Origin of the sequence: Streptomyces sp. NBC_00078 (assembly GCF_026343335.1) — a bacterium.
Classification (GTDB): domain Bacteria; phylum Actinomycetota; class Actinomycetes; order Streptomycetales; family Streptomycetaceae; genus Streptomyces.
The window spans coordinates 4747353-4768130 of record NZ_JAPELX010000001.1 but is presented as its reverse complement, the minus strand read 5'-3'; the positions used below and the strand labels follow the sequence as shown (position 1 = coordinate 4768130).

The window sequence follows — 20778 nt, the reverse complement described above, 5'->3', positions numbered from 1 at the left end:
ACCGTCCGGGGGCAGGCGAAGAGGTGAAGAGGGGCTTCCAGACCCTCGGCTACACGACGACGACGACTACTACGGCGACGGCGACGGCGACGGCGACGGCGACGGCGTCACCGCGTCCGACGGTTTTGCCGGCAGCGGTTCGAAGGCCAGGGCGTCCCAGGCGATCGAGGCGTCTCCGGTGCCGTCGGCCGTGTCCGAGCTCAGCGAGACGCTCGGGGTGCCGTGCACCTGGTACGAACCCAGCGACACCCAGGCGTTCTTGCCGCCGGTGTCCTGCGAGATCGTCTTGTCCACGACCGTGCCGTCACCGAGGTCGACGTGGTACGTCGCCTGGCCGGTGTTGGCCTCGTGGTCGGGCAGATGGACCATGATCCGGGCCCAGCCCGTGAGCGACCGATCGGGCGTCCAGGTGCCGGTGACGACCGAGTCGGTGAAACTCGGCACCCGGGTGTGGGTGAACCAGAAGTGGCCGCCGAAGCCCGCACCGAGCTGATGGAAGTCGATCTTCGAGGGGTAGACGGTCGCGCCGTTCTGCTGAGCCGACCCGAAGGTGAACTTCAGCGTGCCCCGGCTGGTCCAATTGTGCTTGCCGGCGCAGGGGTTGGTGCTGTTGGTGCGGAACTTCAACGTGTTCGGCACGTCGTCCACGATCAGCGCGTTCGCTGGGAGGGTGGAGGTGCAGGATGCCGGGTGGACCGGCGTGACCTGGGGCTCCCGCTCGCCCGCCTGGTACTTCAGCACCTCGGTGCCGCAGGTGGTCGCGCAGTCCGTCCACGTCGCCGGCTCGTGCCACCAGCACTTGAAGTCGTCGCGCTGGCAGGGTCCTTCGGGCTGGCTGGACCCCTCGACCTTACGGGGCTTGGAGGTGTCGCACTCGTTGGAGGCGGGCTTGCAGAAGGTGTCGTGCGCGGGCTGGGCATCCGGCGCGTTGCCGGTCGGCCAGGTGCCGACGGTGAAGGCCTTGCCGGTCGTGCCGGTCGCCGGGTCCGTCTTCTGCAGGGAGTACGCCGCCCAGCCCAGGACCCGCTCCGGGTACGTCCACAGGTTGGGGGTGCGGGCGTCCTCGTAGCCGGAGGACAGGAACATCTTGCGGTCGGCCGGGTAGAGGCCGTTGGCCGGGTTGTTGAACCAGCCGAGGCCCCAGGGAGCCGCGGTGTCCGAAGCACTCGGCGCGTTGAAGCCGCTGTTGTACGCCCACAGCGCCAACCACCAGTTCTCCAGGTACTGCGGGTCGCCGCCGTTGACGAGCATGCCCTTGTCGTACAGCTGGTTCCACTTGTCCTGGAGGATCTGCAGACCGGCGGCGATGTTGGCCGCGTAGTCCACGGTGATCGCCTTCTGCTGCTCGGCGGTGTAGGTCGTGGTGTCCGTGCGGGCCATACCGCTGGTCACCTGTGCCACGCCGTAACCGCAGTCGGCGGCCGCCCAGTTGACGGTGTGGACGCTACCGGCGTTGCCGTAGTAGCCGCCCTGGACGAAGTTGCCGCTCTCCCCGGCGGAGGCACGCGAGTTGGCCTGCACCAGGTTGGACTCCTGGGCGAGCACGCCGAGCATGATCTGCGCGGGCACCCGGCCGCCGCCTTTGAGCGGGACGGACGGGAACAGGCTCTGCGGGGTGTACGAGGCGAGGTCGGTGCCGTTCCAGCCCTTGTGCCGGCGGACGTCGAGCTTGCCCTGCACGGCAAGGTCCGCCGCCCACTCGATCATGGTGGTCGAGGGCTGGAGCGCCTGGAGTCCGGGGTCGTTGCGGGTGACGGCGCAGGCCCGGTCCGGGTCGGTGGTGGTGTGGGCCGGGTCGTCGTCGGTGGTGGCGGCCGAGGTGGACTGCGCGGACTGCGCCGCTTCCAGCCCGCTGCCGTCGAGGCTCTCCGTACGGATGCTCTCCGTCTGCAGCCCGCCGTCCTCGGCGTTGGCCTTGGTCCCGGCCGTGCCGGAGGACAGGGCCGGGGACTGCTTGTCCCCCTGCGACCGCGCCGGCGCCCTGGGCTTCACCCGGAAGCCCAGGCTCTCGCCGGATCCGGCCAGTAGGGCGTCGATGCCGACGGGCTGTGCCGTGTCGGCGGTGGCGGTCGCGCCCTGCTTCCCGGATCCGGCCAACCCGGTGCCGTTGCCCACTCCGGTCAGGGCGAGAAGCCCGTTGGTGGAGACCTCGGCCGAGGCCGGTACCTGGAGGGCCCTCCAGCTCTTCGGCAGAGCGGACTGCCGTACGTCGTCCTGCGCGTCCTTGCCCGTCACGAACACCCGACCGCCGGTGCCCCGCACCGCGAGGGAGCCGAGCGCACCCGAGCCGAGCAGCCGGTCGGAGCCACCGGAGGTGACCCGCCGGACCTGCACGGTCTTCTTGGCGGCCGGGACCTGGTAGGCGAGCCCGCTGTGCGCGTCCGGTACGAGCCGGAACGGCGTTCCCCCGGTGTGGGCCAGCGTGCTGACGTGCCCGCCGCCGTTGACCGAGACCACCGAGTCGCCGGCGGCCGCCGCGATGCCGGACCCGAAGGGCACGGCGGAGGTCAGTTGCCCCGGGACGGTCTGCCGCCGGACCAGCTTCCCCTGGCGGGTGTCGACGGTCAGCAGCTGGGTGCCGTCGCCCTGCGGCCGGGACAGCACGGCCTGTTCGCCGTCGCCGCAGCCGGGGTTGAAGTAGGCGATGGACACCAGTTCCGGCAGCTTGGTGACCCTGCCGTCCGTGAGGTCGACCACGGCGGCGAAGGCTCCCTCCTGGAAGCCCTGCTGATCGTTGGTCACCTGGCGGGGCGCGTAGACGACCACGGCGCGGTCGCCGGAGGCGGTGACGCAGGTCTGGCCGATCCACTGGTCGGTGTCGATGCCGGGTTCGGACAGGGTGGCCGCGGTGCGCCAGGTGTAGGCGTGCGCCGCGTCGGCGACCAGGACGTGCAGGCCGGTGGCGTCGCCGTCGTAGGTGACCATGCGGTCGTCGGACTGCTGCCAGCCCGAGGGCAGTCGGGAGGTGTCGGTGACCCGGTCCGCCGGCGTGGGAGTGGCGGAGGAGGACTGGTCGGTGAGGGCGGCCGATGCCAGCGGCGCGAGGAGCGCCAGCGCCAGCACGGACATCGCCCCGGCGGCGGCTATCCGGCCGCGCCGGCTCTTCGGGACCCGCCAGCGATGCCTTCCCCCGGGTGTTTCACGAGAAGTGCGCAAGGTGTTCCGTCCGGATTCATTTGTGGAGTGTGGGCGGCTCCGGCGGTCAACCGGGGCCAGCGAAGCGGAAGTTAGCAGTCCGCCCTGAACGGAACGGGAATCCAGGCGCTTTACCGGACGGTATCCACGAAACATCCATACGGATGGCAGTCACGGCGGGCGACGGCGACAGCGGCGATCACAGACAGCGGCGAGGCAGGCACAGGACTCGTCGAAGAACTCCGCAGCCGCAGCACCACCTCACGGCGGTTGTCCGGGTTGACCCGCCGGTCGACGAGGGTCAGGGACTCCAGCCGCTCAGCCATGCGCAGAGCAGTGGAGGGGGTGGCACCGAGGGTCACGCTGACCCCGGTGGCCGCATCTCTACGCATGCCGAGCACAACTATTGCAAAGGGCAAGAAAAGCACCGTATAGAGAAGATCAACCATGTGTAGTCATACGACTTCACAGCGCCACGATGCCCCACGCTGAGGGAAGCGGAAAGCCGACTGCGTAGGGAGTGAGCACGGTGGGACGGTGCGGCGCCCGACGGGCCACTCCCGACGCGCGGGCTGCCTTCCGCACCCGTCAGGGTGTCAACGACCCTCCCTACCGGGAGCGTTGGTCCCAAGGCAAGGACGGCATGATCACCTGGGAGACGCAGGAGACCTGCTCGCCCACCCGCGTGCGCCACCCGCACGTGCGGGGCGTGCTCCCGGAGATGTACCGCGCGGCCCCCGCACGGCCCGGCGATCCCGTGGCGGCGTGGGCCGAGGTCACCGGTGACTCCGCCGAGCGGCGGCGCCACCCGTCCCGGTGGGCCGGTCTGCGCCGCGCCAATCCGCTCAACCGGAACGGCCGCGGCCGACCCCGAGGGCTGTTCCCCGACCCGAAGGCCGAACCGCCCCGATGTACCAGCACCGAGCCGTCCACCAGGCAGCCTCCCTGCTCCTGCTCTACCCCGACCAGCGCTGGCCCGCCCACCGCGCCCTCGTACTGGAGTCGATCGGCGGGCTTTCCGGCCCGGCGGCGGAGCCGCTGCGGCGGTTCTGCCGCCGCACCGCGGACGTTCCCGTGCTCGACCTCGCGGCCCAGTACGTCACCACCTTCGACCGCGCACCCTGCCGCACCCTGCGCCTGACGCAGTACACGGGCGGCGACCTCGGTCGCCGCGGCGCCTCGCTCGCCGCCCTCAAGGCCCGCTACCGGGAGCACGGCTGGGTGCAGTCCGGCAGTGAACCGCCCGACCACCTCCCCGCCGTCCTGGAGTTCGCCGCACGCTGCCCCGACGCAGGCCGGGCCCTGCTCCACGAGCACCGCGCCGCACTCACCCTGCTCGCCACCGGCCTCGCCGCCCACGGCAGCCCCTATCTCGACGTGATCCGCGCCGTACGGGCCACCCTCGACGAAGGAGTACGCCGCTGACGACGCCTCCGCACACGCGCCGTGGCTCCGACCGCGGGGGCCCACGAGTCCCGCCGTCGCCTGGTCCACGCCTTCGCGCTGCCGCCCGGGCGTGCGGCCCGCCCGTGCGTGGTCCATCCCTCCCACGGCTGCGGATCATGGCATGTCGCGTGACACCCGCTCACTCACGCGCCTCCGGAAGGACCGGCTCGAACAGCTCGACGGGATTTCCGGACGGGTCGTCGACGATGACCTGCCTGCCGCCGACGCCGGAGACCGGCTCGTTGCGGAACCGCACACCGGCCTGCCGCAGCCGGTGGGCGTCGGCGTCGAGGTCGGCCACCTGGAGCGAGATCCGGTTCCAGCCGCCTGGCCTCGGCAGCGTGCCGTCCGGCATGGCCTGCCCACCGCCCGGCCCGCCCCCGGGCCGGCTCAGCGCAAGCCGCAGATCGTCCCGGACGACCATGGCGAACGCCGGCGCGGGGTGCATCACCTCACGGAATCCGAGGTGACGGCAGTAGAAGTCGAGGGCGGCATCGACGTCGTCGACGATGTAGCGGACCGTGACCATGAATCGCCTCGCAGGGTGTGCGGCGGTACCCCCTTCAGCAGGGTAGGTCCGTTCGCACGGCGACGTTGGTCCAGGACGCCGCGCCCGGGCCGCCACGGCGCACGCAGGGCCGGGCCCTCAGCCGCCGCCCTCCCCTGCCTCAGCCAGCCCCGTGGCCCGGCCGCCCTCGTCCCACCGGACCACCAGGACCCGCTCCACGGCCTCGCGGTCGAGGGGACCGTACACATGCGGGAAACGGGTGCCTTCGGCGACTCCCGGCGGGGGCAGGGGAGCCGCCTCCTCCCACACGCACTCCGCGGTGAGCCGTGCCTCGTCGATGAGCAACGCGAGCAGCGGCCGGGGAGCGTCGCCGTAGAAGGAGTTGACGACGGTGAGCGTGGTCTCCTCGTCGGGGGAGCAGTGGACGAAGCCGTCGTCCGTGAGGGAGGCGGGGGCATACGGCCGGTCCGGGCTCACGGTCCACTCGGCGCTCGGCACGACGTGATAGATCATGGCCCGGTTATACCGGAGGGGCGCCGCGCTAGTTCAGACCGATCGCCGCGCAGTCCGCCGCGTACTGGGCGGTGCAGATGTCCTTGACGGTGTAGACGCCGTCCTTGATCACGGTGGACTTGATGTTGTCCTTCGTGAGGGCGACCACCGGGACCAGCATCGACGGGATGTCCTTCTGGGTGGGACTGTCGACGGTGTCCTCGGTCAGCGCGGAGAACTCGATCGACTTGCCCTGCACCTTGGCGACCGCCATCTCGGCCGCGTTGGTCGCCTCAAGCAGGAACGACTTGTACACGGTCATCTGCTGCCGGCCCGCGACGATCCGCTGCACCGCGTCCAGATTGGCGTCCTGCCCGGTGACCGGCGGCATCTTGGTGACGCCGTCATCCTTCAGGGCGTCGATGATGGCGCCCGCCATGCCGTCGTTCGCCGAGTAGACGGCGGCGATGTTGTCGAGCCCGATGGACTTGACGGCCTTGCTGAGGTTCGCCTTGGCGGCCGAAGGCAGCCACTTCTCGGTGTCGTACGACTTGGCGATGACGACCCGGCCCTTCAGCTCGCTGAGCGCGCCCTCCTTGAAGCGTGCGGTGTTCGGGTCGCCGGGATCGCCGTTCATCATGACGATCTTGCTGGTGGCGGCCTTGCTGCCGAGCGCCTCTACGATGGCGCGGCCCTGCACCTCGCCCACGAGCTCGTTGTCGTGGGAGATGTACGCGTCGATCGGGCCCTCGGCGAGCCGGTCGTAGGCGATGACGGGAATGCCCGCGTCCTTGGCCTTCTGGACGTCCGGCGCGATGGCCTTGGCGTCCACCGCGTCCACCAGGACGACATCTACCTTGGCCGCGATCATCTGCCCGAACTGCTTGCTCTGGGTGGCCACGCTCGCACCGGCGTTGGCGTAGCGGACCTTGCCCTTGTCGTGGGTGAGGGCGGCGACCCGCTGCTTGATGAGGGGGTAGTCGAACTTCTCGAAGCGCGCCGTGTCCGTGTCGGGCAGCAGCAGCCCCACCGTGATGTCGTCGCCCTTCCTCGGACTCGCGGAGCTGTTGCTCCCACCGACACCGTCGATGACACCGCACGCGGAGAGGAGGAGAGCCGAGGCGGAGGCGCAGAGGGGTATGGCGTAGCGACGCGCGCCGGATCTGCGGGGGGTGTGAACGTTCACTTACAGGTGCCTTCCGGGCATGGGGAGAGCGGGCCACGGGTGAAGGAGAAGCCAACGGGGCCGTGGAGACCACGTCAAGACATCCACTTGTCGTACCGCTGAGTCGCTACGGAATCTCCCCATCCGGCGACATCTGGGCCCTGTCGTCCGCCGGCCGGCGCCCAGGCGGGCCGGTGAGGTCCGCCGGACAGCGGATCTGGACGGCCGCAGCGAAGAGGGCGCCCATAGGCGCATACTGGAGGTGATGACAAAGCCTCCTGCACCCAAGCGCCATTTGCCTACCAGCCCCTTCAAGGCCAAGGCCACCCCGGCGCCCAAGCACTTCGCCGTGGGCGACCAGGTCACGCATGACATGTACGGCCTCGGTCGAGTGATCGGCATCGAGGACGGAATCGCGGTTCTCGTCGATTTCGGCTCGTCGCAAATGCGGATCCTGAGCCCGTACACCAAGATGACCAAGCTGTAGGTCCGCCGGCGCACGCCCTCCAGGCTCCGGACTTCGGACGTCGGGGAAGACGAGATCTTTCCTTTTCGATGACCTACAGGAGCCTGTCGGTGGCATGCCCACGGCCGGGTCCGAGGCGCTCAGCTCCACACGTGAGCCGAGCGTCCTTCTCCTGTGCCCGCGCCCGCCGCGCGAATGCTCCGGCGGCTCGCGCCCCTCGCGCCCCTCGCGCTTCCCGCGTTTCCCACGGCCCCAAGAGGCCGGACAAGGACCTGTCCAAGAATCTGTCCAAGTACCTGGCCAAGAACCGGCCAGGAATCGTAAAGAACCTTGACAGTTAATTGGTCTAGTCCAAAGATGGTCGTCGTTCGCCCCCACCCCCTCCCTTCTACGTCCCTGGGAGCGTCAGTGAGACGACCTCGTTCTCGTCGTGTGCTTCGTGCGTTGCTGTCTTGTGTCGCCGTCACCGGCCTGGCCGCCGGGCTGGTCGCGCTCAGCGGGGGAGGAGCCCTCGCCGCGGGTGCGGGTCCGTCCCCGTACCGGCCCGGGACCATGCCCGCCCGGGTCTCGGCGCCCTACTTCGAGGCCTGGACCGGACAGAGCCCGGCCGCGCCGGCTGCCGCGTCCGGCAACAAGTACCTCACCATGGCCTTTCTGCAGACGGACGCACCCGGTTCGTGCACGGCGTACTGGAACGGCGCCACCAACCAGCCGATCTCCAGGTCGTCCTTCGGTGAGGACATCTCGGCGATCCAGGCCCGCGGCGGCAACGTCATCCCCTCCTTCGGCGGCTACAGCGCCGACACCACCGGCACCGAACTCGCCGACAGCTGCACCAGCGTCGACGCCATCGCCAAGGTGTACGAGAGCCTCGTGACGACGTACGGGATCACGCGCATCGATCTCGACGTCGAGGCCGACTCCATCAACAACGCCGCCGGGATCGACCGCCGCAACAAGGCCATCGCCAAGGCGCAGCGGTGGGCCGGGCACACCGGGCGGCACGTGCAGTTCTCGTACACACTGCCCACGACCACGACCGGGCTGGCGCCCAACGGTCTCGCTCTGCTGCAGAACGCCGTCGGCAACGGCGCGCACGTGGACGTCGTCAACATCATGACGTTCGACTACTGGGACGGGGCCGTCCACGACATGGCCGCCGACACGGAGACGGCCGCCGCCGGTCTGCACGGCCAACTCGGCGTCCTCCACCCGAAGAAGAGCCCCGCGAAGCTGTGGCACATGATCGGTGTCACCGAGATGCCCGGTATCGACGACTTCGGCCCCGAGGAGACGTTCACCACCCAGGACGCGGTCAAGGTCGAGAAGTGGGCCGTCGCCAAGGGGATCAACACCCTTTCCTTCTGGGCACTCCAGCGCGACAACGGCGGCTGCGTGGGCACCAAAGGCTCCGACTCCTGCTCCGGGATCGCCCAGGACACCTGGCACTTCAGCCACACGTTCGCACCGTTCACCCGCCGCTGGAGGGGTGACCAACGCCACGGACCCGCACATCACCCGGAAGTCGGTCGCTGATCTGGGAGTTCACGCGTCAGGCACGCGCAGGACACGTCATGTGCAGAGAATCCGTGCAGGAGCACCACACAGAGCCCACACAGTCTTTCGAAGTCGCCGTTAGCGTTGCGAGCTGCTCGATCTCCCGTGCGAAGGGTCAGGAACACAGCGTGGACTACTGCTCCTCGTGCCGCCGGCACCTCAACGGCGCCCTGGTGTGCCCCGGTTGTGGTGCCTACGCCCCGGACATCGCACCGATGACGGCACACGGCCACGGTTTCCCGGCCTCCGCGACGCCGGTCCGGCCCGAACCGGACCCGTACGACTCCTTCGGCCCGTTCGACCCGTTCGGCCCAGTCGACCCCTCCGACGGCCTTGAGAGTGCCGGCCGCGCCGGTGGTGTCGGGGGAGCCGGCGGTGTCGGGGGAGCCGAGGGTTGGGAGACCGCCGCACCTGTCGGTGCGGGGCGGGCCGCCCGGCGTCGGCAGCGGGCCCGCTGGAAGAAGAGCCAGCGGCGGGCCGTGGTCGCGACCGCGGTCGCGCTCGTCGGCGGCGGCCTGACCGTCGCCTCGATGGACGGCGGCTCCGGCCACGGCAGCCGGGCGACGGCGGCCACGGACCTGTCGAGCATGGGCGCCGAGAACGAGACGGCGGACCAGTCCGCCGAGCTCCCGTCGACCGACCCGGGCACGGGCAAGCACCGCAAGCCCTCGGCCACCGACGCCCAGTCCCCCGCGACCGGCACCCCGGCCCAGCGTTCCGGGGCCAGTGCGCCGCACACCGCTTCGGAGAAGACGGAGCCGTACACCGCCCCCGGCCGGCACTCGAAGCCTTCGATAGCCTCGCAGCCGCAGACGGCGAGCACTCCCTCGACGGGCTCCGGCACGACATCCACCGGCTCCGGTACGACGACGGCGAACCAGCAGCCCTCCTCCACGCCCACCGGCGGCACGACATCGGACTCGTCCCAGTCGGGCTCGTCCTCGAACTCCTCCTCGAACGCGTCCTCGAGTTCGTCGCAGTCGGGCTCGTCCCAGTCAGGCTCGTCCCAGTCGGGCTCCTCGCAGTCGAGCACGACCCCCGCGGCGACGTCGCCCTCGGGGATCTGCGTGCTCGGCCTGCTCTGCCTGAGCTGACCGGCAGGGCCCAACAGGGCGTACCCGCCTACGCGTTGGCCTGACCCGGTGAGTCGCCGTCCCGCCTGTCACCGTCGATGTACCGCTGTTGTACGGCGGTGACGGCGCGGACGACGAAGATGCCGGCCACGGCCGCGCCGATGACGGCCGCGTCGGAGGCGAGCAGCATCCACAGGTCCGTGTACGCGCGGGCGATGAGTTCGTCCACTTCGTCGCCGTACAGGAGACCCACCCCGCTGATCAGCCCGGTCAGCCACAGGACCCACCACACGTTCAGGGAACGCGGCAGCCGCTCGCCGGGGGCACTGTCCCGGTGGACGTCCGCCACGATGCCGCGCGGGATCCACAGGTTGAGGACGGGGATCAACCAGCCCGCGTAGAGCCAGAAACCCGAGTGACGCGGCTGCTGCCCGGACAGGGTGCGTGCGTTGTCCCGCACGTTGTCCAGCCACAGCAGGAACACGATCGCGCAGAGCAGTGCCACGATTCCGCCCGCCGTGTTGACCAGGTGGAACGAGTCCTCCAGCGAGGTCAGCGGCCGGTGCTGGCCGCCCCCCTGGTCCGGCGGTCCTGAGGCCGGCTCCCCTGTCACGGCGAGCCGGATCTCCCAGACGGCCCGCGCCGCCCAGGCGGCGCCGGCAAGAGCGAGAAGGACAACGGCCAGCCGGGCCGAACCGCGAACTCCGCGCAGGACGGGAGCGGGTGTCTGCTCGGCCGGACGATTCGGCTCGGACGGGTCATTCGGCTCGGGTGGGTGGGGGGTTATGTGATCGTTCACAGAGGCATCTTCGCCGACGCAGAGCCGCAAACGCCAGGTCGGCATGCCCGGCCACGGGGCTCTTCACTCCTCTCTTACGCTCCGTACAGGTGCGCGGTGCGGTCCCAGTTCCCTGAGCACGTCACCGAGTTGGGCCGTGGTGAGGGCGGGGCCCGGCAGAACGGCCGGCGCAGGACGCAGGCCGTCCAGGAACAGGGCGAGGGGCCGGTACCAGGCATCCGGTGCGGTCGCGTCGGCCCCGGCGGTTTCGGCAGTCGCGGCGGTTTCGGCAGCCCCGGCAGTCGCGGCGGTCAGGGCCGGGACGGCTCGGCCCAGGGCGGCGAGGGCGAACAGAACGTCCTCCGTGGTGACGTCCGCGCGGATCGTGCCCTCCTCGCGCCCGCGCTCCAGCAGCAACTCCAGCGTCTCCCGGTTGTGCGCGTGCACGTCGTCCAGCGCCTCGATGCCCTGGACGTGGGTGGTCATGAGGTCGTTGGTGCCGCGGTCGGCGGCCAGCGTGCGGAAGACGGCCCGGAGATAGGTGTCGAGGCCGGTCCAGGCATCGGGGGCCGTCCGGGCCAGCTCGCCCGCGGCGACCGTCTCGCCGAGCTGGCCGCGGAAGACGGCGTCGATGAGGGCGGCACGGGTGGGGAAGTGCCGGTAGAGCGTCGCGTTGCCGACGCCTGCCCGGCGGGCGATCACGTCCAGCGGGGCCTGCAGCCCCAGCTCGGTGAACACCTCGTGGGCCGCCTCCACCAGGAGCTCCCGGTTGCGTCGCGCGTCGCGCCGCCGCGGGGCCGTTGCATCGCCTGCGCCGCCGACGGTCATCGTCATCCTCCGGAAGAAGTGGGGAGCGGTCCCCAGTACTGATGTTATCGTCGGAACATGAAGTGGGGACCACTCCCCACTTCATGGCGGGTGGTCCCCACGGGGGAGGGACCACCCCCGCCTCAGTCCTTCATCCTTCGCCCCTCATCCTTCGCCCCTCATCCTTCGTCCTTCGTCCTTCATCCTTCGTCCATTCGCCCGGGAGGGCCTGCCGTGAGCGGAAACAGCAGCGGAACCGCACTCGTACTCGGGGGCGGGGGCCCGGTCGGCGGCGCATGGCTGACGGGGGTGCTCGCCGGCCTCGCGGACGCGGGCGTCGACCTCGGCCGAGCCGATGTGGTGATCGGCACCTCGGCGGGCGCGATCTTCGGATCCCGGCTGGCGTGCGGGCAGTCGGCGCGCGAGCTGTACGAACGCCAGCTCACCGGCGACGACCGCATCGACCTCCGCGTCACCACCGCCCAGACGCTCCGCTTCCTGTGGGCGGCCCTCGGCTCCCGCGACCCCGAGCGCTCCGTACGGCGCCTCGGCCGGTCCGCCCTGGCCGCGCGCACCCAACCCGCGTCCGAGATGTACGACGCCGTACGAGAGCTGCTCCGCGGGGCGACGGACTGGCCCGCGCGGGCCCTGCGGATCGCCGCGGTCGATGCCGTGGCCGGCGAGGTGGCGGCTTTCGACGCGGACGGGAAGGTCGGCCTCCTCGACGCGGTCGCGGCGAGCTGTGCCGTACCCCTTGTCTGGCCGCCCGTCGCGCTCGACGGCCGCCACTGGATCGACGGCGGCAGCCGCTCCACCGCCAACCTCCAACTGGCCCGCGGATACCGGCGGGTGCTGGCCATCGCCCCGGTCCCAGGCGCCGTCGGTCCGCACCCGAGCGCGCAGCAGCAGGCCGCCGCGCTCACCGCCGAGGGGGCCGCCGTATACCTCCTGTGGCCCGACCGCGCCGCCCGCCGCGCCATGGGCCGCGACCTGACCGCGAACGCCCGCGTGCCCGCCGCCGCGCGTGCCGGATTCGCCCAGGCGACGGCGGCTGCGGCCGAGGTGGCGGACGTATGGGACAGCTGATCCCCGGACCGGAAGGCGAGCCCGTGCACGCCCCCACGCTTCAGGAACTGGCCCCCGACGGCCATGACCTGGCGACCGACCCGTATCCCGTCTACGCGGCCCTGCGCGCCAAGGGCCCCGTGCACCGCGTCCTGGTCCCCGACAGCGGAGAGTGCTGGCTCGTCGTGACGCGGGACGCGGCCAGAGCCGCGCTCACCGATCCGCGGCTGCGCAACGACATCCGGCATTCCTCGTCCTGGCGGACCGACGGAGGCCACGCCCTCGGCCGCAACATGCTCCAGAGCGACCCGCCCGACCACACCCGGCTGCGCCGGTTGGTGGCGGAGCACTTCACACCGGGCCGGATCGCCGCGCTGCGGCCGGGGATCGAGGCGACCACGGCCGAGCTGCTCGCCGCGCTGCCTCGGCAGGTAACCGCCGACCTGGTGAGCGGATACGCGCTGCCCCTGCCCGTCACGGTGATCTGCGACCTGCTGGGCGTTCCGGCGGTGGACCGCCCCGACTTCCACCTCTGGTCGAACGAGCTGGTCCTGCCCACCTCGCCGGCGGCGGCGACCGCCGCGGCCACCGACCTGGCCGGCTACCTCACCGAACTGACCGCCCGGAAGGCCGCGGTCCCCGACGCCAGCCTGCTGAGCGACCTCGCATCCGACGCGTCCGGCCTCACCGCCGAGGAACTCCTCGGCATGGCCTTCCTGCTCCTGGTCGCAGGCTACGAGACCACGGTCAACCTGATCTCGGGCACGGTACACGCCCTGCTCGCCGATCCGACCCAACTCGCCTTGCTACGGGCGGACTTGAGCCAGGTATCGGCTGCCGTCGAGGAGTCGCTCCGCTACAACTCCCCTGTCCACTCCGCGACGTTCCGCTTCGCCCCCGAGCAACTGGACCTCGCGGGCACGCAGATCGCCGCCGGTGACGCGGTCCAGGTCTCCCTCGCCGCGGCCTCCCGCGACCCGCACCACTTCCCGGACCCCGACCGCTTCGACCTGACCCGCCGCCCGCAGGGCCACCTGGGCTTCGGCCACGGCCTGCACCACTGCCTGGGCGCACCGCTGGCCCGCGCGGAGACCGCGATCGCCGTGCGCATGCTCGTACGGGAGCGCCGCACGATGGCCTTCGCCGCCGACCCGGCGCAACTGACCTGGCACACCGGCACGCTGCTGCGGGGGCTGACCGAACTGCCGGTCGCCTTCGGCTGGAGCGGGTCTCTTTGATGGGTTGGTCAGTTGATCGGATGCGTCTGTCCGATTAGAGATCACTACGGTCCAGCCGATGTCGTCGACGGCGTCCGCCGCGGCGAGGACGGCGGCGAAGATCTTCTCCCACGTGCCGTCGACGGCCCACCTGGTCAGCCGCTTATGGGCCGTCTGGAACGAGCCGAGCCCCTCGGGGAGGTCCCGCCAGGGCGAGTTGGTGCGGTACTTCCACGCGATGGCCTCAAGCGTGCCGCGGTGATCGGCCCAGCGCCGTCCCCGGACCGGATCGGCCGGCATGAGCGGCTCGATCCGGGGTTTTCCCCGTTTTTCAGACGTAGGCGGTGGCGTTCGGGGGATCCTGTCGAGGTACCTGCGAAAACCACTGCAAGGAGACCCCAGTGCGCCGCCCGACCCGGAAAGCCTTCGCCGCCCTCATCGCCGCAGCCGGCCTCGCCCTCCCTCTCCTCACCCCCACACCCGCCTCGGCTGCCACCGCCACCAGCCGCTTCGCGAACTACCGCTACGGTGACTGCCTGCGCGAGAACGACGAAACCGGCCTCAAGGCCGACCGCTGCAGTTCCGGACGCGGCAGCATCCTGTGGCACTGGAACGGCCGCCTCAACACCAACACCACTCTTACGAACTACACCTGGGGCCGCTGCCTCGACAGCAATGACCGGGGCGACGTCTACCCCCTGCGCTGTAACGGCGGCTCATACCAGAAGTGGCGCACCGTCCAGCCCGCCGCCCGCAGCGCCATCATGCTCCAAAGCGTCGGCACGGGCCGCTGCCTCTACCAGCAGGACAACGGCTACTACCGCACTGCCCCCTGCGACCGAGGCGCCCAGAACCAGCGCTTCACCATCGGCTGAACGGATCCCTCGACCGCTTCCACGAAGTCAGCCGAGATAGGGCCGTTCACGGTGCTCCAGAAAGTGACGGATCCGGATCCGCTGCGTGTGGTGCATCGGCAGGTGGCCGATCTCCTCCGGCTGGACGAATCGCAGCTCCGTGGACTCGTCCGAGATCGCGAGTCGGCCACCGGTCATGCGGGCGGTGAAGCAGACGTTGAACTGTCGGCGCATCTCGCCGTCCGAGTAGGCGATGACGTGGCGAGGGTCGGTGTACGTGCCCACGAGCCCGGTGATTTCTACATCCAGACCCAGTACACAACACGGTCACCGGGCGGAACAGTCACGCCCGTACCCGAGCGAACATCGTGAAGGCGGTGTCTGAGAAGATCCCGATCCGGGTGTCCGTGATCCGCGGCTGCCTCGTCCACTACGAAGCACCGGAGATCGCGCGCAGCGTGCTCGACTCGGGGGAAGCCGAGCCGACACCTGAAGCCGACATCTACGCGCTCGGCGCCTCCCTGCTCATCTGCGCCACCGGCCGGCGGGCCGTCGAGTACGCGGACGACGCTCCACGGCTCGTCCAGAGAGAGGCCGTTGCCAACGGCCGGCGCCGACCGGTCAAGGCGCCCGGCGTGCTCGGCAAGTCGGTCGACGCGATGCTCAGCCATGCTCCCGAAGACCGGCCGACCATCTTCGAGGTGGGTATGCGTTTCAGCTGTCTCTGAGACGCCTGCATCCCCCGGTGAACCGCGACCGCACACGGCAGCAGAGCAAACAGCCGTGACCGTGATCAAGATGGTACGGAAACGCCGGGCGATGGGCTGAGCCATCGTCCCGGCGTTTTGAAGTACCGCTGGTTTGCTGCTAGTTGGAGAAGTAGATGTACTTCCAGTCGGTGTACGTCGTCGAGTTGACGGTGTCGCCCGACGAGCCGTTGATGTACGCCGCCCGCACGCGTGCCTTGATGCCGGACTCGCCCGGGGCGCCCAGGTTCACGGCCGACTTGCCGTTCATGCCGAGTGTGAAGTACCGGGGGCTGCCGTCGGTCTCGTACCACTTGCCCGCGTAGTAGACCTCAAGGTCGAGGCGCTGCTTGCGGCCCGGGTAGTACGTCATGGTCGTCGTGACCACCGGGGCGGTGTTCTTGTGGACCCAGTAGTACGTGTGCGAGCCGATCGCGGCCTTCTTGTAGTTCTTGGTGACTGCCGTGGAGACCTTGACCTTGGCGTAGCCGGTCGACTTGACGGTCTTCGGCTTGTAACGGGAGTCGCCCTTGAAGACCGCCGTGACGTCGGTGTCGCGGGTCATGTCCACCCACGCGGAGATGTTGCCGCTGGAGTCGACCGTGCCGGTCTTGATCAGCTTGTTGGGCTTGTCGCCACCGAAGGGGTTGGCCCAGATCTCGACCGAGCGGTTCTTGTACGTCGTACCGAGGTGCGCCGTGAACTTCACGTCGGCGCCGTACGAGTACACCTTGCCGTTGTTGTTCACGGACAGGCTCGTCGAGGCGCGGGAGACGTCGACCTTGTCGGACGCCGTGACCGCCGAGTGGTCGGCGTCGCCGGCGTAGGTCACCTTGTAGGTGACCGTGCCTCCGGCGGGCGGGGTGTCGGAGAAGGAGTACGTGCCGTCGGACTTCACCGTGACGACGGGCAGCGCCTTGCCGTTCGGGGAATCCAGGTCGGTCCGGGTGACCTGGAGCTTCGCGCCGGCCGGCAGCGGGACCGACGCTGACAGCTTGCCGGTGACGGTGAGCGCCTTGGCGCGGGTCGCCGTCGACGGGGCGTTGACCGAGAGGGTCGGGTTGTTCAGCGCCGTGTCGCTGAGCACCTTGAGGCTGTAGCCGCTCTCCGAGCCGACCAGGGCGAAGATCCGGGAGTTGTCCGGCGCCCAGGTGAGGTCGGCCGTGTTGGACGTGCCCAGGTCGTAGGTGTGCAGCGGCAGGGTGGCGTTGGGCTGGTACGTGAGGATCTTGTTGCCGCTGACCTGGGCGACCAGGCCGTTCGAGGCGATGTCTGCGCGCTGGCCGTTGGGGTAGGAGCCGGCCGCCTTGAACGCTCCGTCCGCGTAGGCGTCCCGGTCCTTGCCGTTGACCAGCACCTGTGAGCCGCCGGGCACCAGGTCGATGTCCCCGATACCGTTGTTCAGGGAGTAGTCGCCGTTGTGCCAGGCGACCTGCGTGGGCTTGCCGCTCGACACGTCGAGAACGGCCATCGAGTCCGTCGACAGACCGGTCTCGCCGACGGCCAGGATGCCCGGCTGGGCCGGGTCGGTGTCCAGCAGGGCCTGGCCCCAGACCCTGGACGAGAACTGCTTCAGCGCCACCGGGTCGGCGCCGCTCGCCGGGTCCACCGTGGGGTCGACCGAGCCCAGGTCGCCGTCCCACTGGTCACCGTAGGAGAACCACACCTTGCCGCCGCTGAAGGCGACATGGCGCGGGCCGGTGGTGGTGGAGACGGTGTAGCGGGCCTTGACGTCGAGGGTGGCCGCGTCGATGGCCCAGATCTCGTGGATCTCCGGCGCGGCCGCGTACACGGTCGCCCCGTCGTCCGAGACGGTGAGGTCACTGACCCCGGTGATTCCCCCCACCGAGCCGAGGACGGCACCGGAGTAGTCGGTGGCCGCGACGGTGCCGGCGGAGCTGTCGCCGACGAACACCCGCTTCAGGGCGCCGTCCGCCACGATGCCGCCGGGCGAGGTGACACTGGCCGTGGCCGCCGAGGCGGTGCCGGCCAGGGCGACGCTCAGCGCCGCCGAGCTGAAGAGGACCGCGAGCGCTGTCGCGGCCGAAATGCTGCGCGTACGCACAGTGTTGTAACCCCCACGAAGAAACCCGGTGTGTGACCGGGGAGATGAGTGCGCCGCGCAGCACCCGGACATGACCGCTGGAGTGCGGTGACGCGCGGGGCGCGGCTGCTGGGAGCAGCGTATGACATGGCTGTGACAGTTGAGGAGGGGGTTTTGGGTGTGAGGAGGTCCGGAGGAGACGTTTCTCTGCCGGACCGGCCCTCCGCTTCTCCGCTTCTCCGCTTCTCCGCTTCTCCGCTTCTCCGCTTCTCCGCTTCTGTCAGGCCTCGCCGCCCGTCAGGCCTGGCAGTCCGCCGGCCCCCGCCGTACGGCCAGGCACCACCGTTCCGCCAGCCCCCGCCGTCCGTCAGGCGTCGTCCGCCTCGTCGCGCTGGAGCACCGTCACTCGGTGGAAGTTGCAGAGGGCCATCAACGGTTCCGTCGCCGCCGACAGGCTCTGCGGGCCCGTATGGGCCTTGAGGGCGACGCTGACCAGACTGAGCAGCAGGTCGACGTCGGCGTCGCAGTCGAGGTGGATCGTCACCCAACGCGAGCCCGGCACCAGGCGGATGGCGGTCGACTCAGCGAAGTCGTAGTGCATCCGCTGGAGGGCGCGGTCGGTGAGATGCAGGTCCACATCCCGGTCGGAGTGGAAGTGCACGATCTCGTCCCGTGCGGAACGCAGCGCCCGGCCCGTGCCGCAGCCGGCCTCGCACGGGCTGAGGTCGGGCCAGGCGGCCAGCTGGTCCAAGGCTTTCTGGGCCGGTGTCATGTGCCCATGGTGCGGTGCTCACCGCGCGGACACCAGACATTGTGGGATCCGTAACCCGCAGGAGACGTTGCTCACTTCGCCCCCTTCACCCACGTGGGCACGGGCGGCAGGACGAGTGCGGCGGGCCGGCCCCCGCGCCCTGCCGGTCACCCGCACGTGGCACTCGGCACCCGGCCCGTGACGCAACGGTCGTCCACCCCCCGCATGACCCCTGTGACCTGCGGAAACGCGGAAGACTCCGCAAACGCTCCCTTTCGGCGATAATTGGGGCATGAGTACGGCGACGCTTGTAACAGCGGCCACGTCGAGTGAAGTACTCAACGTGATCGCCGCCTTTGTCGGTGGCCTGATCATCGCTGGAGCATTGATCTGGGCCGTGCAGTTCGGCATGAGGGTCCGGGACCGCGAACTGCCGCGACCCAACCCGGACGAGCAACCCCACCTTCCTGACAGCGGTGCGGTCCGGGAGATGCGCGAGATGCGGGAACCGGACGAGGTTCCGCACGCGGAGGGCGGGCAGCGGCTCATGCCGTACGAGCTCCACTCATCGGGAAGCAGGACACGAAAGGACCAGCACCGCCGGCGTTGGCTGCCCGGCTCCAGCGGCTCCTTCGGCAGCGGCGGCGTGGGGCGCTTCTGACGCGCCGGACCTCACACCGGCCGGAAGGACTCCCGCCTCACGCCATCCGCAGGGATGCGCCGCCTCACGCCTCCGCAGGGATGCGCTGCCTCACGCCGTCCGCGTGAACTCGCGCCTCACGCCATCCAGAAGAAGACCGCCGTCATCCGCTTCTCCTCCAGCGTCCGGCCGGAGTATCCCGTCGCGCTGTGCACGAGGTTGGCGTTGTACAGAAGCAGGCGGTTGTACTTGTGCGGGACGCGTACGTCCTCCTCGAAGGCGTCCGGTGCGACGAACCGGGTGCCCAGGGCCTCGACGAGGTTGTTGTGCGGGGCCTGGACGACGTTGCCGCCGAGCCGGCCGCCGGGGAGTGACTGGCGGTAGAAGGCTGTCCCGCAGTCCTTGGGGACATCGGGGTTGAGGTACAGCACCGCCGCGTAGCGGCACAGCGCCCGCGAGTCGGTGTGCGGACGCGGCTCGCTCTCGCCCTCGCCGACGACCTGGACGCAGTTGTGGTTGAGAGTCCCGCCGCCGGGAGCCTGCTGCACCCACAGTTCCTTCGCGCCGGTCGACTTCTTCACCAGCCGTTCGACACGGGCGAGTTCGGCGGGTTCGAGGCCCGGCATGGTGCGCAGGCCCGGCCAGGTCTCCGAGGTGTACGGATACCCCTTGGCCCAGTCGTCCTTGGCGAGACAGCGCTCCCGTACGGCGTCCACGTCCGGCAGGACGTCGTCCAGGACCCAGTAGTCGCGGCCCTTGGTGGGCTTGCGGTAAGGCAGGACGGGCAGGGCCGTGGGGAGTCTGCGGGGCTGTGGGGGCATGGGCCGAATCTAGGTCGGGGGTTCGTCTCGACTCTCCCGTGACTTGGTCAACTCCTTGTGGAGTTGGTCAACATTCCGTCAACCGGCCGGAGCCCGACGGGCGTTACCTGCCTCACACTCCAAGGATTTTACCAAATCAAAAGGTTTCGCGGCGCACCCGATCCGTACTCCCCACCGTCCGACCCCGCAGATCTTCGGCGGGGACCCTCGACCGGGCAGGAGGCACGGTGCGCTTTTCGCGGAATGCGATGGGAACCCTCTTCGTGGGCGGTGCGCTCAGCGTGACACTGGCCGCGCTCGCGTATCCCGCGATGCTCGGAGTCAACACCACATCCAGCTCAGGGACACTCATCATCGCGCAGACCCAGTGGGGTCCCCTGACGGAAGCGGACCGGGACTTCGTGGTCAAAGTGCGCGCGGCCGGGCTGTGGGAGTACCCGGTCGGGCAGATGGGCCTGAAGAAGGGGCAGAGCAAGGGGGTGCTCATCGCGAGCAAGCACCTGATCGACGGGCACGCGGCGCTGGACGCCAGCTGCCGCAAGATCAGCACGATGCTCAACATCACGATCCCGAACGTGGCCAGTCCCCAGCAGGTCGGCTTCGTCAACACGCTCGCCGCGGACCAGGGCAGTCAGTTCGACACGGACTTCGCCAACATCCTGCGCGTGACGCACGGTTCGATCTTCAACACGATCGCGAAGATCCGCTCGACGACCAAGAACACCGTGGTGCGGGCCCTGGCCGACCAGGCGAACGTGACGGTCCTCGACCACATCACGGTCATGGAGCAGACCGGCCTGGTCAACTTCGACCAGGTCCTCTTCCAGGAGACGACCCCGCCGAAGCTGCCCTCCACGGACCTGACCCCGCCGCCGCCGGCCGCGGGCCAGCCTGAGATCGTGCTCACGCCGCCGGTGGACAGCACCACCCAGCCGCCGGTCCTGCCCGGCGAGTCGTCCAACCAGGCGGCCAGCCCGAGCCCGACCGTGCGATGAGGTGTGGGTGGCCGAGCGGATGCGGAGCCGCCTGTTCCCTCTGTGGCGAAATCGTGATCGAAGATTGAACTACTCTGGCGTCACCGCAGGTTGACACCGTTCGATCACGGCATCCACCATGTGGGCACACTGAGGCGCATGTGAACAGTGAGCCCGGTGTTCCTCAGACCATTCACCCCGGTACAGCCGGCTGCCGCATGCTGTCCTGCGCCGCCGTC

19 protein-coding genes and 4 pseudogenes are annotated in these 20778 nt (G+C 69.9%); 11 read left to right on the top strand and 12 right to left on the bottom strand.

Going from position 1 to position 20778, the window contains the following annotated elements; translation table 11 throughout:
• Positions 1 to 69 precede the first annotated feature (69 nt).
• Both OOK07_RS22345 and OOK07_RS43720 read right to left on the bottom strand, forming a co-directional pair.
• Positions 70 to 3069 (bottom strand): golvesin C-terminal-like domain-containing protein, encoded by a 3000-nt coding sequence (locus OOK07_RS22345; RefSeq protein ID WP_266798129.1) that lies wholly within the window; start codon positions 3067 to 3069, stop codon positions 70 to 72.
• Between the two features lie 197 nt (positions 3070 to 3266).
• Positions 3267 to 3527, bottom strand: a complete 261-nt coding sequence (locus OOK07_RS43720; protein WP_405671286.1) for a hypothetical protein — start codon at positions 3525 to 3527, stop codon at positions 3267 to 3269.
• A 145-nt stretch (positions 3528 to 3672) separates the two neighbouring features.
• Between OOK07_RS43720 and OOK07_RS22335 the strand changes: the two are divergent.
• Both OOK07_RS22335 and narJ read left to right on the top strand, forming a co-directional pair.
• Positions 3673 to 3943: pseudogene (locus OOK07_RS22335) on the top strand (hypothetical protein); the annotation flags it as partial.
• Positions 3944 to 4044: 101 nt separating this feature from the next.
• Positions 4045 to 4560 (top strand): nitrate reductase molybdenum cofactor assembly chaperone, encoded by a 516-nt coding sequence (narJ, locus tag OOK07_RS22330; RefSeq protein WP_266798128.1) that lies wholly within the window; start codon positions 4045 to 4047, stop codon positions 4558 to 4560.
• A 160-nt stretch (positions 4561 to 4720) separates the two neighbouring features.
• Here narJ and OOK07_RS22325 read toward each other — a convergent pair whose 3' ends face one another.
• From OOK07_RS22325 to OOK07_RS22315, 3 genes are all read right to left on the bottom strand, one after another.
• Positions 4721 to 5110, bottom strand: a complete 390-nt coding sequence (locus OOK07_RS22325) for a VOC family protein (protein ID WP_266682540.1) — start codon at positions 5108 to 5110, stop codon at positions 4721 to 4723.
• Positions 5111 to 5227: 117 nt separating this feature from the next.
• Positions 5228 to 5602: a DUF952 domain-containing protein gene (locus tag OOK07_RS22320; RefSeq protein ID WP_266682539.1), complete on the bottom strand. Its 375-nt coding sequence runs from the start codon at positions 5600 to 5602 to the stop codon at positions 5228 to 5230.
• 28 nt (positions 5603 to 5630) lie between these two features.
• Complete coding sequence (locus tag OOK07_RS22315; protein WP_266682538.1) at positions 5631 to 6767, bottom strand: sugar ABC transporter substrate-binding protein; 1137 nt, start codon at positions 6765 to 6767, stop codon at positions 5631 to 5633.
• Positions 6768 to 7011: 244 nt separating this feature from the next.
• Between OOK07_RS22315 and OOK07_RS22310 the strand changes: the two genes are divergently transcribed.
• From OOK07_RS22310 to OOK07_RS22300, 3 genes are all read left to right on the top strand, one after another.
• The gene (locus OOK07_RS22310; RefSeq protein WP_266682537.1) at positions 7012 to 7233 is read left to right on the top strand and encodes a CarD family transcriptional regulator; all 222 of its coding nucleotides are present in this window, start codon (positions 7012 to 7014) and stop codon (positions 7231 to 7233) included.
• 423 nt (positions 7234 to 7656) lie between these two features.
• Positions 7657 to 8748 carry a chitinase gene (locus OOK07_RS22305; RefSeq protein WP_266798126.1) on the top strand — a complete coding sequence of 364 codons (1092 nt, stop codon included), beginning with the start codon at positions 7657 to 7659 and terminating at the stop codon, positions 8746 to 8748.
• Positions 8749 to 8897: 149 nt separating this feature from the next.
• A complete protein-coding gene (locus OOK07_RS22300) occupies positions 8898 to 9863 on the top strand; it encodes an SCO2400 family protein (protein ID WP_266798125.1) in 966 nt (321 codons plus the stop codon).
• Positions 9864 to 9891: 28 nt separating this feature from the next.
• Here OOK07_RS22300 and OOK07_RS22295 read toward each other — a convergent pair whose 3' ends face one another.
• Together OOK07_RS22295 and OOK07_RS22290 are read right to left on the bottom strand one after the other, a co-directional pair.
• Positions 9892 to 10641 carry a DUF4328 domain-containing protein gene (locus tag OOK07_RS22295; protein ID WP_405671291.1) on the bottom strand — a complete coding sequence of 250 codons (750 nt, stop codon included), beginning with the start codon at positions 10639 to 10641 and terminating at the stop codon, positions 9892 to 9894.
• A 63-nt stretch (positions 10642 to 10704) separates the two neighbouring features.
• Entirely contained in the window at positions 10705 to 11448 is a 744-nt protein-coding gene (locus tag OOK07_RS22290; protein WP_266802003.1) for a TetR/AcrR family transcriptional regulator, read from the bottom strand.
• A 213-nt stretch (positions 11449 to 11661) separates the two neighbouring features.
• Between OOK07_RS22290 and OOK07_RS22285 the strand changes: the two genes are divergently transcribed.
• Together OOK07_RS22285 and OOK07_RS22280 are read left to right on the top strand one after the other, a co-directional pair.
• A complete protein-coding gene (locus OOK07_RS22285) occupies positions 11662 to 12513 on the top strand; it encodes a patatin-like phospholipase family protein (protein WP_266798123.1) in 852 nt (283 codons plus the stop codon).
• Positions 12501 to 13730, top strand: coding sequence for a cytochrome P450 family protein (locus OOK07_RS22280; protein WP_266798122.1), 1230 nt, complete (start codon positions 12501 to 12503; stop codon positions 13728 to 13730). Before OOK07_RS22285 ends, OOK07_RS22280 begins: the two co-directional genes overlap by 13 nt.
• A 35-nt stretch (positions 13731 to 13765) precedes the next feature.
• On the opposite strand, the pseudogene OOK07_RS22275 reads toward OOK07_RS22280, so the two are convergent.
• A pseudogene (locus OOK07_RS22275) lies at positions 13766 to 14009 on the bottom strand (transposase); the annotation flags it as partial.
• Between the two features lie 101 nt (positions 14010 to 14110).
• On the opposite strand from OOK07_RS22275, the gene OOK07_RS22270 reads away from it, so the two are divergent.
• Positions 14111 to 14584 (top strand): RICIN domain-containing protein, encoded by a 474-nt coding sequence (locus OOK07_RS22270; protein ID WP_266798121.1) that lies wholly within the window; start codon positions 14111 to 14113, stop codon positions 14582 to 14584.
• Positions 14585 to 14611: 27 nt separating this feature from the next.
• On the opposite strand, the pseudogene OOK07_RS22265 reads toward OOK07_RS22270, so the two are convergent.
• Positions 14612 to 14875, bottom strand: a pseudogene (locus OOK07_RS22265) (NUDIX hydrolase); the annotation flags it as partial.
• Positions 14876 to 14976: 101 nt separating this feature from the next.
• Here OOK07_RS22265 and OOK07_RS22260 point away from each other — a divergent pair.
• Positions 14977 to 15291, top strand: a pseudogene (locus OOK07_RS22260) (protein kinase); the annotation flags it as partial.
• A 139-nt stretch (positions 15292 to 15430) separates the two neighbouring features.
• Here OOK07_RS22260 and OOK07_RS22255 read toward each other — a convergent pair.
• Positions 15431 to 17374 carry a YncE family protein gene (locus tag OOK07_RS22255; RefSeq protein ID WP_266798119.1) on the bottom strand — a complete coding sequence of 648 codons (1944 nt, stop codon included), beginning with the start codon at positions 17372 to 17374 and terminating at the stop codon, positions 15431 to 15433.
• A 346-nt stretch (positions 17375 to 17720) separates the two neighbouring features.
• Entirely contained in the window at positions 17721 to 18125 is a 405-nt protein-coding gene (locus OOK07_RS22250; protein WP_266798117.1) for a luciferase domain-containing protein, read from the bottom strand.
• Positions 18126 to 18396: 271 nt separating this feature from the next.
• Between OOK07_RS22250 and OOK07_RS22245 the strand changes: the two genes are divergently transcribed.
• Positions 18397 to 18765, top strand: a complete 369-nt coding sequence (locus OOK07_RS22245; protein ID WP_266682530.1) for a DUF6479 family protein — start codon at positions 18397 to 18399, stop codon at positions 18763 to 18765.
• 116 nt (positions 18766 to 18881) lie between these two features.
• Here OOK07_RS22245 and OOK07_RS22240 read toward each other — a convergent pair whose 3' ends face one another.
• A complete protein-coding gene (locus OOK07_RS22240; protein WP_266682529.1) occupies positions 18882 to 19565 on the bottom strand; it encodes a DUF6445 family protein in 684 nt (227 codons plus the stop codon).
• A gap of 248 nt (positions 19566 to 19813) precedes the next feature.
• Between OOK07_RS22240 and OOK07_RS22235 the strand changes: the two genes are divergently transcribed.
• Positions 19814 to 20560 carry a DUF4142 domain-containing protein gene (locus OOK07_RS22235; RefSeq protein ID WP_266682528.1) on the top strand — a complete coding sequence of 249 codons (747 nt, stop codon included), beginning with the start codon at positions 19814 to 19816 and terminating at the stop codon, positions 20558 to 20560.
• Positions 20561 to 20778: the final 218 nt, after the last annotated feature.

Bases quoted from the DNA above. Each gene is read 5' to 3' on its own strand.
- OOK07_RS22345 (WP_266798129.1), bottom strand. From the start codon at position 3,069: ATGTCCGTGCTGGCGCTGGCGCTCCTCGCGCCGCTGGCATCGGCCGCC.
- OOK07_RS43720 (WP_405671286.1), bottom strand. From the start codon at position 3,527: ATGCGTAGAGATGCGGCCACCGGGGTCAGCGTGACCCTCGGTGCCACC.
- narJ (WP_266798128.1), top strand. From the start codon at position 4,045: ATGTACCAGCACCGAGCCGTCCACCAGGCAGCCTCCCTGCTCCTGCTC.
- OOK07_RS22325 (WP_266682540.1), bottom strand. From the start codon at position 5,110: ATGGTCACGGTCCGCTACATCGTCGACGACGTCGATGCCGCCCTCGAC.
- OOK07_RS22320 (WP_266682539.1), bottom strand. From the start codon at position 5,602: ATGATCTATCACGTCGTGCCGAGCGCCGAGTGGACCGTGAGCCCGGAC.
- OOK07_RS22310 (WP_266682537.1), top strand. From the start codon at position 7,012: ATGACAAAGCCTCCTGCACCCAAGCGCCATTTGCCTACCAGCCCCTTC.
- OOK07_RS22290 (WP_266802003.1), bottom strand. From the start codon at position 11,448: ATGACCGTCGGCGGCGCAGGCGATGCAACGGCCCCGCGGCGGCGCGAC.
- OOK07_RS22280 (WP_266798122.1), top strand. From the start codon at position 12,501: ATGGGACAGCTGATCCCCGGACCGGAAGGCGAGCCCGTGCACGCCCCC.
- OOK07_RS22250 (WP_266798117.1), bottom strand. From the start codon at position 18,125: ATGACACCGGCCCAGAAAGCCTTGGACCAGCTGGCCGCCTGGCCCGAC.
- OOK07_RS22245 (WP_266682530.1), top strand. From the start codon at position 18,397: ATGAGTACGGCGACGCTTGTAACAGCGGCCACGTCGAGTGAAGTACTC.
- OOK07_RS22240 (WP_266682529.1), bottom strand. From the start codon at position 19,565: ATGCCCCCACAGCCCCGCAGACTCCCCACGGCCCTGCCCGTCCTGCCT.
- OOK07_RS22235 (WP_266682528.1), top strand. From the start codon at position 19,814: ATGGGAACCCTCTTCGTGGGCGGTGCGCTCAGCGTGACACTGGCCGCG.